The organism is Vibrio comitans (assembly GCA_024346835.1).
Taxonomy (GTDB): Bacteria; Pseudomonadota; Gammaproteobacteria; order Enterobacterales; family Vibrionaceae; genus Vibrio; species Vibrio comitans.
The window spans coordinates 2,124,999-2,137,139 of record AP024866.1 but is presented as its reverse complement, the minus strand read 5'-3'; the positions used below and the strand labels follow the sequence as shown (position 1 = coordinate 2,137,139).

The window sequence follows — 12,141 nt, the reverse complement described above, 5'->3', positions numbered from 1 at the left end:
GTTCAGCGCAGACAAAGAGCGAACGTCCGGTTTTACCTTCATTCCAGCCTTGAGCTGGAATCTTAGGTGGTTCTTGAGCTGAGTAAGTGCGCTCCATTCACCAGTATGACAACTTCTTACTCTGGTCGCACTTGGCTAATCATAATCAGTAGTACTACTGGTGATCTTCACGACGCGCTCTTCATGATCGGGTAGTTCACTACCACAGTGTTTGCAATGAAACGCATCGGGTTCGTGGTCATTCTTCATACAATTTGGGCACATCACCAAATCTCTATGGTCTTTATAGACTTTTTTCTGCTGCTTAACTTCTTGACTCATTTCAGCGGTGATAATGCCTGTGGGTACAGCCAGAATTGAATAACCCAATAGCATGGTCAATGACGCTATTGCTCTGCCTAGTGTGGTGACAGGGGATATGTCACCGTAGCCGACGGTAGTGATGGTAACTATGGCCCAATAAATACTGGTAGGAATGCTAGTAAAGCCGTTCTCTGGTCCTTCAATGATGTACAGCAGGGCACCAAAAATAGTCACTAATATGGCAACCATACTGAAGAAGATAAAAATCTTGCGCCTAGAGTTCCATAGGGAGCGCATGATGACATTGGAATCTTGAATGTATTGAACCAATTTCAGGATTCTGAATATACGCATTACCCTTAGCAGTCTTACAACCCCTAAGAAATGCGCGTTTGGCACCAGTAGCGCTATATAGAAAGGTAGAATGGCCATAAGGTCCACGAAGCCGTAAAAGCTCTTCGCGTAAGCCCAAGGCTTAGGAGAGCAATACAGACGTAATAGATACTCCACGGTAAAGAGGCCAGTGAATATAACTTCAAGATAACCCAGCTGTGTTGCCCATCTTTCATCTACTGATTCTACAGAGCCCATGATTAGAACCAGCAAAGAGCCGATGATGGACGCAATCAAACAGATATCGAACCACCGGCCTAATGGCGTGTCGGTACGAAAAATGATCACATAAAGTCGGTATCTAAGGGTATGTTCTGGATGTGGCATATCAAAATAACTTAAATCAGCAATAACAATAGGATAGCACGTAGTTATCAGGCGGCTTGAAAAAGAAACCGTGAGTAGACATTTGTTGAACCAGAACGAAAAAAGCACCTAAAAGGTGCTTTTTTTTACGAATAAGAATGTATTTCCTGATGCGGCTTAGCTCATCAAGCCAGGAAATAGTGAGCCAATGCCACTTGCTATGAACTCTATGCCTAGCGCTCCTAGTATCAAACCCATAATACGTGTGATGACGTTAATTCCAGTTTGCCCTAAAAAACGTACGATGAAGGGAGCAGAGCGGAACAACACCCAACAACAAAAAGAGAACACGATTACAGTAATAGTTACTGCCACATAATCAATTGGACCTGAGTGATTTGATCCAAATACGATGGTCGAACTGATAGCACCGGGTCCGGCCATAAGTGGCATAGCTAGCGGCACGACACCCACTTGCTCTTTACTAATACTCTCTGCCTTTTCTTGTTTGTTTTGTTTTTGCTCACCCAGTTGGCCGTTCATCATGGAAAAAGCAATGCTGACTAAAAGTAAGCCGCCTGCTATGCGAAATGAGTCAAGAGAGATACTAAACACATCAAGTAGCATCTGACCTGCAAACAAGGACACGATCAAAATTACCGCTACAGCAATGTTTGCTGTTGAGGCCGTTTTAATTCGTTCTTCCGGGGACAGATGATTAGTTAACGATACGAAAATCGGCATGATGCCCACAGGGTTAACAATGGCAAATAAGCCAACAAAAAACTGTAGATATACAGCAACATCCATACCTTGCATTAGCGAGCCTTAATAAGAAAAACAGGGTGTAATAAATTTCCGCGCTACTTTAATCAAGGACGAGAAATTACGCCAGTGAAACTTTCAAGTCTTCGCCTGAAGTTTTCTAAAAGATAGCGCATTTGGCATTACAAAAACTAATGCGAAGTTCTTCAGGGTGGAAGAAGAGAATGCTGAGTGTTTTTTAGGCTCATGCATAAGAGTAGTACGGCCTTATCAAAGAGGGCTAAAAAATAAAAAACCTAGTAAAATTTCTCGTTGTCCTATACCAAACAACGGTTATACTAGGGTCTGGCACGTTTTACATGGCCTACAGGATTTGAAAATTTATGACGTAATGGATTTTTTATTACGTAGTAAAAGAGGTACTTTCACGGATGGGATCAGTATCACAGATTGCGGTATTTGTAATACAATATGGCATTTAGAATAAGCTCAGCTAATAACCATTTGGTGGTAGTTCTTTCAAACAAAGTGATCTGAATCAATTTTATTCGCAGAGTGAAATAATATACTCGTCTGTGAAAGCTATTTACTAAGTTGTGTTGTTTAACTAACAAACCTTACTAAAAAGTTTTTAATTTAAAATATCTAGGAGATAATTATGCCTGTAACTAATATGGCTGAACTGGACGCTCTAGTAGCTCGCGTTAAAGCGGCTCAAGAAGAGTTCGCAACTTTTTCTCAAGAGAAAGTTGATGCGATCTTTCGTGCGGCTTCTCTAGCAGCTAACCACGCTCGTATCCCACTAGCTCAACAAGCAGTTGCGGAATCTGGCATGGGCATTGTTGAAGATAAAGTGATCAAGAACCACTTTGCTTCTGAGTTTATCTACAACAAATACAAAGACGAAAAAACCTGTGGCATCTTGGAAGAAGATGACAACCTAGGCACAATGACTATCGCAGAACCTGTTGGTATCATCTGTGGTATCGTTCCAACAACGAACCCAACATCTACTGCAATCTTCAAATCTCTAATCTCTCTTAAAACACGTAACGGCATCATCTTCTCGCCACACCCACGTGCTAAGAACTCTACTAACGATGCAGCTAAACTAGTTCTAGATGCAGCAGTAGCAGCGGGCGCTCCAAAAGACATCATCGGTTGGATTGACCAGCCTTCAGTAGAGCTATCTAACGGCCTAATGAAGCACGACGGTATCGCACTTATCCTTGCAACTGGCGGTCCAGGCATGGTTAAAGCTGCATACTCTTCTGGTAAGCCAGCAATCGGTGTTGGTGCGGGTAACGTTCCAGTAGTCATCGACGAAACTGCAGACATCAAGCGTGCTGTTGCTTCTATCCTTATGTCTAAGACGTTCGATAACGGCGTAGTATGTGCTTCTGAGCAGGCGGCAATCGTAGTTGACTCTGTATATGACGAAGTTAAAGAGCGTTTCGCTTCTCACAAGGCTTACGTTCTGTCTAAAACTGAAGCGAACAAGGTTCGTAAAGTACTTCTTATCGACGGTAACCTAAACGCTAAGATCGTAGGTCAACCTGCTCCAGCAATCGCTGAAATGGCGGGTGTTAAGGTTCCTGCTGATACTAAGGTTCTTGTTGGTGAAGGTCTTGGTAAAGTGTCTTACGATGACGAATTCGCTCACGAGAAACTATCTCCAACTCTAGGTCTATTCCGTGCTGACAACTTCGAAGATGCTGTTGCTCAAGCGGTAACTATGGTTGAGATTGGCGGTATCGGTCACACATCTGGCCTATACACTAACCAAGATACTAACGCAGACCGTATCCGTTACTTCGGTGACAAGCTTAAAACTGCACGTATTCTAATCAACATCCCGACTACTCACGGTGGTATCGGTGATCTTTACAACTTCAACGTTGCACCTTCTCTAACTCTTGGTTGTGGTTCTTGGGGTGGTAACTCTATCTCTGAGAACGTGGGTCCTAAGCACCTTATCAACAAGAAAACTGTAGCGAAGCGAGCTGAAAATATGTTGTGGCACAAACTACCTAAGTCTATCTACTTCCGTCGTGGCAGCCTTCCAATCGCTCTTGGTGATCTAGAAGGTAAGAAACGCGCATTCCTAGTAACTGACCGTTTCCTATTCAACAACGGCTATGCTGATGATGTAGTTAAGCTTCTTAAAGCTCAAGGTATCGAAGTTCAAGTATTCTTCGATGTAGAAGCGGATCCAACACTATCTGTTGTTGAGAAAGGTGCTGAAGCAATGAAGAGCTTCCAGCCTGACGTTATCCTAGCTCTAGGTGGCGGTTCTCCAATGGATGCGGCTAAGATCATGTGGGTTATGTACGAGCACCCAGAAACTCACTTCGCTGAACTAGCAATGCGTTTCATGGACATTCGTAAGCGTATCTACAAGTTCCCTAAAATGGGTCAAAAAGCTGAGCTTGTATGTATCACTACAACTTCAGGTACGGGTTCAGAGGTTACTCCATTCGCTGTTGTTACTGACGACAAGACTGGTGCTAAGTACCCACTAGCTGACTACGAAATCACGCCAAACATGGCTATCGTTGATGCGAACCTTGTAATGAACATGCCTAAGTCTCTAACAGCGTTTGGTGGTTATGATGCAGTAACTCACGCACTAGAAGCTTACGTTTCTGTTCTTGCGAACGAGTACTCTGATGGTCAAGCTCTACAAGCACTTAAGATGCTTAAAGAGTACCTACCTTCAAGCTACGCGAATGGTGCTAATGACCCTATCGCTCGTGAGAAAGTACACAACGCTGCAACTATCGCTGGTGTTGCATTTGCGAACGCATTCCTAGGTGTGTGTCACTCAATGGCTCACAAAATTGGTGCTGAGTTCCACTTGCCACACGGTCTTGCTAACGCACTACTTATCTCAAACGTTGTACGTTACAACGCGAACGATAACCCAACTAAGCAAACTGCATTCTCTCAGTACGACCGTCCGCAAGCACGTCGTCGTTACGCTGAAGTTGCAGACCACCTAGGCCTAAGCCAAGAAGGTGACCGTACTGCTCAGAAGATCGAACGTCTTCTAACTTGGTTGGACGAGCTTAAGACTGACCTAGACATTCCTAAGTCAATCAAAGAAGCTGGTGTTTCTGAAGCAGACTTCGTTGCTAAGCTTGATGAGCTAGCGGTTGAAGCGTTCGATGACCAATGTACTGGTGCGAACCCACGTTACCCTCTAATCACAGAACTAAAAGAAGTTCTAATGGCTGCTTACCACGGTACAGCATTCGTTGAAGGTGAAACGTTCGAAGGTACTACAGTAATCAAGAAAAAAGCAGACCAAAAGCCTGCTAAAGCGAAGTAATTCGACTCTTGAACGGTGGGCTTGAAAGAGCCCACACTGAATAGACAAATCCCAGCACTGAAAGGTGCTGGGATTTTTTTTGAGCTACCAGGACATCACTCGTCCGTTGAATGAATCGTTTGAGACAATGTATTCGGTATTTCTTATTAATTCTTCTCTGATGTTAGCAAAGCTGTTTTGATAGTCGTCATGTCTTGAATGATGCACGCTAGGCAAGATGCCCCCAACACGAATATCAAAGGGGTTGAGCTCCTTAGCCCAGCTCTTTGTTAAGCCACTGACCATGGAACTGGTGCTTTCGGTGCCAAGGATAGACTCCGACCCTTCATTAGTAAGAATATTAACAATCACACCTTGCTGGTGATTTTTGCGCATTTGCTCTGCACAAGCGTGACCACAACTAAACAGCGATTGAACAAGATGAGAGAACTGTGCGCTAAACTCTTCAGCCGGAGTAGGGCTTACTAGAGTGGGCAATGGGTGGTTTTCCCAGTTATTGATCAGGATATCAACACCACGGTCGTAGAAGTTCTCAATGTAGCTAAACATATCATCGACATTATGCTGGGTATCGTCAGGTAAGGCATAGGTGCACACATTGAAACCAGACTCTATGCATTCTCTGTATGTACCCTTGAGAAGAGCTGCATTTTTGTCCGTTATGACAACCTTTGCTCCAAGAGAGGCAAAGTGAAGGGCGAGAGTCCTCCCTAGTATTGTTCCTGCCGAGGTAATTAATACCACGGAATTGTGAATAACCATTGTTGACCACCTGATTTTTCCAGAGCTTAAATTAAACTACTGATCACCGCAGTGACAAATAGAGGGCTCAACAGCCCTCTAAAATTGAATCCGCTAATTGGATCTAAGAGCCATATCTGACTCATAGTTATACGATCGAATATAGTGAATAAGATGTGAACAAGATGGTGATTTCTTGTGTTTATGATATGCAATTACTTGAACTAAGGAGTAGCTCACAGTTTGAATGATAGAAGCGGTAAGAACTGATGGAAATATGTATGAGTTATCATGTCTAGTCAACAAGATTGCATATTCACCCACACACAACAAAAAAGGCTGCCTAAATAGGCAGCCTTTCCATTATAAATCAGCTAATTACTTAGCTAGGTTCTGTGCAACGAAGTCCCAGTTAACTAGAGCCCAGAAGCCATTCATGTAGTCTGGACGAACGTTACGGTAATCGATGTAGTAAGCGTGTTCCCAAAGGTCAACAGTTAGAAGAGGAGTTACACCTTCTTCCGTTAGAGGAGTCGCTGCGTTTGAAGTGTTAACGATTGCTAGTGAACCGTCTGCATTCTTAACAAGCCAAGTCCAAGAAGAACCGAAGTTGTTGATTGCAGAATCAGTGAATTTAGCTTTGAACTCTTCGAAAGAACCAAATGCAGCATTGATTGCGTCAGCAACAGCGCCAGTTGGTTCGCCACCCGCGTTTGGCGCTAGGCAGTGCCAGTAGAACGTGTGGTTCCAGATTTGAGCTGCGTTGTTGAATACACCACCAGTAGAAGTCTTAACGATCTCTTCTAGTGTTTTGCCTTCAAACTCAGTACCAGGGATCAGGCCATTTAGCTTAACAACGTAAGTGTTGTGGTGTTTACCGTGGTGAAAATCTAGAGTCTCAGCAGAGATATGTGGTTCTAGCGCGTCTTTTGCGTAAGGAAGAGCTGGTAGTTCAAATGCCATTTGCTCGGTTCTCCATTTATGTGGGCTAAGCCCTAAGCTTCCAATGTAGTAACAAATTACACTCAACAAGAGATTTCTTATCAAATGCATGTGACAGGGTCGGTAGTATTACGAACCGCTGTGCAAATTAGTTCTCTAACTTCGTTTGCATTCTATCAATTTTTTATACTAATAAAAGGTTAGGCAACAAATTTATAATATTTGGTAACCAACAGAGTGCGGTTACGCCAACTTTTGTCTATTTTCGCAACAATAACCATATATAGTTTATGGTTTTTATTCTAAGCTAGTAGGGTAAAATAACGGAATACTATATAGAGTAAATGGATCCGAGGAACGCAATGGAAACCCTAGACAAAATCAAACAGCAGATTGAACAAAACACTATCCTTCTTTACATGAAAGGTTCACCTAAGCTTCCTAGCTGTGGATTTTCTTCTCAAGCGTCTCAAGCTTTGATGGCGTGTGGTGAAAAGTTTGCATATGTTGATATCCTGCAAAACCCAGATATCCGTGCTGAGCTACCAGCTTACGCACAATGGCCAACTTTCCCACAATTGTGGATCGAAGGTGAGTTAATCGGTGGTTGTGACATCATCATCGAGATGTTCCAGAAAGGCGAACTTCAGCCTCTTATTAAGCAGGCAGCTCAACGTTCTGCTAGCGAATAAACTCTTTTATAAGAGCGTAGATATTAAAAAGGCTTCCATATGGAAGCCTTTTTCTATTTTGGAACGAGGTTAAAGAACCATAGCTGCTACCCAACCGAAAATGATCAGTGGGATGTTGTAGTGGATGAAGGTTGGAACCACTGTTTGCCAGATGTGCTCGTGCTGCCCATCCGCATTAAGACCAGATGTTGGACCAAGGGTTGAATCTGAAGCTGGAGAACCGGCATCACCTAGAGCTGCAGCAGTACCTACAAGAGCAACGATAGCCATTGGAGAGAAACCAAAAGCAGTTGCAAGTGGTACATAGATAGTTGCGATAATTGGGATGGTAGAGAATGAAGATCCAATACCCATAGTCACCAGTAGACCAACAATCAGCATCAACAGTGCCGCTAGAGGCTTGTTGTCACCAATAGAAGTAGACAGAGCTTCAACAAGAGTCTCTACACCACCTGTTGCTTTCATCACAGCCGCAAAACCTGCTGCAGCAATCATAATGAAGCCAATCATAGCCATCATGTGCACGCCGCGGGTAAATACATCTTGCGTCTCTTTCCATGCGATAACACCGCCAAAGGTAAATACCATGAAGCCAGCGAGACCACCGATGATCATTGAGCCAGTGTACAGCTGTACAGAAAGCGCTGCGACGATAGCGACTACCGCAACAAGAATGTGTTTCTTATTGATGTGGCTTGGCTCTGCGTCTACATGAGTGATATCTGTTTCTTTGTAGGTACGCGGCTTGCGATAGCTAACAAAGATCGCCACAAGAAGACCCGTGATCATGCCTAGTGCAGGTAATAGCATCGCCATTGGCACATCAGAGGCGGTGATGTTTTGAAGGCCGTTGTCGTTAAGGTTCTTCAGCAAGATGTTGTTTAGGAATATGCCACCAAAGCCGATTGGTAGAACCATATACGGGGTAACAAGACCAAAGGTCAGCACACACGCAATCATACGACGGTCAATGTTTAGCTTAGAGAACACTGCAAGTAGAGGTGGAATAAGAATTGGGATAAATGCAATGTGAACAGGGATAACGTTCTGCGATGACATAGTCACTAGGATAAGAGCAACCAATACACCGTACTTAAGACCAGTCGATGCAGCGTCGTTCTCTTGGCCGTTGATGCGTTTAATCACGCTCTGTGCCAATAGATCGGTGATACCTGATTTTGAGATAGCAACCGCAAAGGTACCTAACATAGCGTAGCTAAGAGCGATGGTTGCACCGCCACCTAATCCACCTTCAAAGGCAGCAATGGTGTCGGTAATGTTCATGCCTGCGGAAAGTCCGCCAACAATGGCACTAAAAGTTAACGCAACAACGACGTTAACGCGCATCAATGCCAATAGCAGCATGATACAAACGGAAATGACAACAGGATTCATTATACTTCTCTAATTGTTTAGTTGTGTTTGTGTTTATTCTTCGCCAATCAGTGGCCAGCCACCTAGGGCTTTCCATTTATTGACAATTTTACAAAATAGCTCAGCGGTCTTTTGTGTATCGTAAAGTGCTGAATGTGCCTCTTTATTGTCGAACTCGATCTCAGCTGCTTTACATGCTTTAGCTAAAACGGTTTGGCCATAAGCTAGGCCGCTAAGAGTCGCGGTATCGAACGTGGCAAAGGGATGAAACGGTATGCGTTTCAATTTGGAGCGTTCACTAGCCTGAGAGACAAAGCCATGATCAAAGGCAGCATTGTGTGCCACGATGATCGCACGGCTACAACCGGCTTGCTTTTGTTCTTTACGAACCAGTTTATAGATCTCTTTCAGTGCTTCTGATTCTGGGATAGCTCCGCGCAACGGACTGAAAGGGTCGCGCATTCCAATAAATTCGAGTGCTTCCTTCTCTAAATTCGCTCCTTCAAATGGTTCTACTTGGAAAGTCAGGGTGCTTGCTGGATGCAAGTCGCCGTTTTCATCCATAGCCAGAGTTACTGCGCATATTTCAAGCAACGCGTCGGTGGAGGCATTAAAACCAGCGGTTTCTACGTCGATAACCACAGGGAAATACCCTCTAAATCGTTTTTTTAGCGTCAAAGCTTCATTTTCTACAGTCATAACAAGCAAAGCATATGGATTAAGGCGAGCATTATTACAGATTCATAAGGTTTTCTAAACCCATACATTAATTTTCCTGAGTCTAAATATGACAAAAGGGCTGTAATTGTCTTTCGACAAATACAGCCCTAGTAAACTTACTTACTACTTGGAGAGTGAGTTAGCCGTTCAAACCAGAAGAGGCATTTTCGCGCTGAATCAGTTCTATCTTGTATCCATCAGGATCAGTGACAAAAGCAATATGTGTTGAGCCACCTTTTACTGGACCTGGCTCGCGAGTAACGTTACCGCCGGCAGCCTTGATAGCATCACAAGTGGCATAGATATCCTCATACCCAATTGCGACGTGACCAAAAGCATCACCTAGGTCGTACTCTGTTGTGCCCCAGTTGTAGGTCAACTCAATGACTGCACCTTGTGATTCATCGCCAAAGCCGACAAAGGCAAGAGTGTATTCGTATTCTTTATTTTCGTTCTTACGCAATAGTTCCATACCCATTACCTTGGTATAGAACTCAATAGATTTATCTAAATCACCCACGCGAAGCATGGTGTGTAATACGCGACCTTGAGACATGATTGATCCTTAATGTTTGTGAAATGGAGAGAAGTTTAATCGATAGCCTTATCTTTGAACTCGCATAGGTCTTCTATCATGCAGCTGCCACAACGTGGCTTGCGAGCAATACAAGTGTAACGACCATGCAGAATTAGCCAATGATGTACATCCAACTTGAACTCTTTAGGCACTACTTTTAGCAGCTTTTGCTCAACATCATCTACGGTTTTACCCATTGCAAACTTGGTGCGGTTAGAGACGCGATAGATATGCGTATCAACTGCTATGGTCGGCCAGCCAAACGCCGTATTGAGAACCACATTGGCCGTCTTTCTGCCAACCCCTGGCAGGGCTTCAAGTGCCTCTCTGTTTTCAGGGACTTCACCGCCGTGTTGCTCTAGTAAGATCTTACATGTCTTGATGGTGTTCTCAGCCTTTGAATTGAACAAACCAATAGTCTTGATGTATTCCTTCAAGCCATCAACGCCTAAATCCAGTATACCTTGCGGGGTATTAGCGACGGGATACAGCTTATCGGTAGCTTTATTGACACTGACATCGGTAGCTTGAGCCGATAGTAATACCGCTATCAGTAATTCAAAGGGGGAGCTCCAGTTGAGTTCCGTTTCAGGGTGAGGGTTTTCCTCACGCAATCTTTCAAGTATGAGTCGACGCTTATCTTTATTCATTGAGTCCGTTTTTCAAATAAGATTAGTTGTTAGTGACACGAGCCCGTTCAATCTGTTGTTTCTCTTGCTTAGGTGCTTGCTGTGCTCGGTAGTTATCTATCCAGTTTTTGCCGGCAATTAAGAAACCAACACCGATAAACGCACCTGGTGGTAGCATTGCAAGTAGGAAATTACTATCAACTTGATACACCTGAATGCGCAATACACTTGCCCAGTCACCAAGCAGTAAATCAGCACCATCGAAAAGCGTACCATTGCCGAGAATTTCGCGAACTGCGCCTAACACCACAAGCACAGCTGTCATACCTAGTCCCATCCAAAGGCCGTCAAGTACAGCCAGTGCAGGAGTATTCTTAGAAGCGTAAGCTTCGGCACGTCCGATGATAATGCAGTTGGTTACGATCAATGGAATAAAGATACCTAAAGAAAGGTACAAACCATAGGCGTAAGCGTTCATTAGCAGCTGAACGCAGGTTACCAGAGCGGCAATGATCATCACAAATATTGGCAAGCGAATCTCTTGAGGCACATGATTGCGAATAAGAGATACCGTCAGGTTTGAGCCGACTAACACCAATAAGGTTGCGATGCCAAGGCCTAGTGCATTGGTCACGGTCGCCGATACAGCAAGCAGTGGACAAAGCCCAAGCAGCTGCACAAGGGCAGGGTTGTTATCCCAAAGACCATTCTTTAATAACAGTTTTTTCTCTGACATTATTTCACCTCACATTGTGGTGAGCTACTCAAGATCTGTTGCTGATTTTGCGTAAAGTATAGCCCTGTGTTGTAGATGGCTTTTACCACAGCACGCGGGGTAATGGTCGCGCCAGTAAACTGGTCAAATTGCCCGCCGTCCTTACGCACCTTCCAGCTTTCTTGATTGTCTGCAGTGATCTCTTTGTTAGCAAATGACAAGATCCAATCCGACACTCGTAAATCAATCTTATCGCCAAGTCCTGGAGTTTCTTGATGCGACAATACGCGAGCCCCTAGCACCTTGCCTTGCAGATCGACACCAACTAACACACGAATCGTGCCGTTGTAACCATCGGGTGCGATTGTTTCAATGGCAACTGAAGTTGGCTTACCATCGATGGTGGCGATATAAGCGGGCATGACTTCTTGAGTGCCTAAGGCTTCATTTTGTAAGTCGATACAGTCTGCATAGAGTTCGTTGTCATGCAGGCTGGTTGGAATAACCTGATTAAGCTGTCCTTGCAACTGGGCGATTTGTTGCGCTTTGATCGTATCCTCGGTCAACAGATGGGTAATAGAGACCACACCTGTTGTGATGCAAGCGAACATGGCGAGAACTAAACCGTTTTTACGTATGGTTTTTAACATGAT

General features: G+C 44.1%; 12 protein-coding genes. 2 read left to right on the top strand and 10 right to left on the bottom strand.

The genetic code is table 11. The annotated features are described in order from the left end of the window. Positions 1–135: 135 nt before the first annotated feature. Together OCU46_RS09790 and OCU46_RS09785 are read right to left on the bottom strand one after the other, a co-directional pair. Positions 136–1,023, bottom strand: a complete 888-nt coding sequence (locus OCU46_RS09790; protein WP_208733579.1) for an ion transporter — start codon at positions 1,021–1,023, stop codon at positions 136–138. A 156-nt stretch (positions 1,024–1,179) separates the two neighbouring features. Then, entirely contained in the window at positions 1,180–1,821 is a 642-nt protein-coding gene (locus tag OCU46_RS09785) for a YchE family NAAT transporter (protein ID WP_141273415.1), read from the bottom strand. Between the two features lie 604 nt (positions 1,822–2,425). On the opposite strand from OCU46_RS09785, the gene adhE reads away from it, so the two are divergent. Beyond that, entirely contained in the window at positions 2,426–5,098 is a 2,673-nt protein-coding gene (adhE, locus tag OCU46_RS09780) for a bifunctional acetaldehyde-CoA/alcohol dehydrogenase (protein ID WP_141273417.1), read from the top strand. A gap of 84 nt (positions 5,099–5,182) precedes the next feature. On the opposite strand, the gene OCU46_RS09775 is transcribed toward adhE, so the two are convergent. Then, entirely contained in the window at positions 5,183–5,860 is a 678-nt protein-coding gene (locus OCU46_RS09775) for an SDR family oxidoreductase (RefSeq protein ID WP_141273419.1), read from the bottom strand. 357 nt (positions 5,861–6,217) lie between these two features. Then, entirely contained in the window at positions 6,218–6,802 is a 585-nt protein-coding gene (gene sodB, locus OCU46_RS09770) for a superoxide dismutase [Fe] (RefSeq protein ID WP_141273421.1), read from the bottom strand. 341 nt (positions 6,803–7,143) lie between these two features. On the opposite strand from sodB, the gene grxD reads away from it, so the two are divergent. Beyond that, positions 7,144–7,473, top strand: a complete 330-nt coding sequence (gene grxD, locus OCU46_RS09765) for a Grx4 family monothiol glutaredoxin (RefSeq protein ID WP_017027025.1) — start codon at positions 7,144–7,146, stop codon at positions 7,471–7,473. A gap of 69 nt (positions 7,474–7,542) precedes the next feature. Here the strand turns inward: grxD and OCU46_RS09760 are convergent, their stop codons facing one another. The 6 genes from OCU46_RS09760 to rsxG form a co-directional block, all read right to left on the bottom strand. Next, positions 7,543–8,868 (bottom strand): Na+/H+ antiporter family protein, encoded by a 1,326-nt coding sequence (locus OCU46_RS09760; protein ID WP_141273423.1) that lies wholly within the window; start codon positions 8,866–8,868, stop codon positions 7,543–7,545. Between the two features lie 33 nt (positions 8,869–8,901). Beyond that, positions 8,902–9,546, bottom strand: coding sequence for a ribonuclease T (gene rnt, locus OCU46_RS09755; RefSeq protein ID WP_141273425.1), 645 nt, complete (start codon positions 9,544–9,546; stop codon positions 8,902–8,904). 160 nt (positions 9,547–9,706) lie between these two features. Next, a complete protein-coding gene (gene gloA / locus OCU46_RS09750; RefSeq protein WP_141273427.1) occupies positions 9,707–10,123 on the bottom strand; it encodes a lactoylglutathione lyase in 417 nt (138 codons plus the stop codon). Positions 10,124–10,158: 35 nt separating this feature from the next. After that, positions 10,159–10,794: an endonuclease III gene (gene nth, locus OCU46_RS09745; protein WP_141273429.1), complete on the bottom strand. Its 636-nt coding sequence runs from the start codon at positions 10,792–10,794 to the stop codon at positions 10,159–10,161. A 22-nt stretch (positions 10,795–10,816) separates the two neighbouring features. Further along, positions 10,817–11,509 (bottom strand): electron transport complex subunit E, encoded by a 693-nt coding sequence (locus tag OCU46_RS09740; protein WP_141273431.1) that lies wholly within the window; start codon positions 11,507–11,509, stop codon positions 10,817–10,819. Continuing rightward, complete coding sequence (rsxG, locus tag OCU46_RS09735; protein ID WP_141273433.1) at positions 11,509–12,138, bottom strand: electron transport complex subunit RsxG; 630 nt, start codon at positions 12,136–12,138, stop codon at positions 11,509–11,511. The genes OCU46_RS09740 and rsxG overlap by 1 nt, the downstream gene beginning before the upstream one ends. Positions 12,139–12,141: the final 3 nt, after the last annotated feature.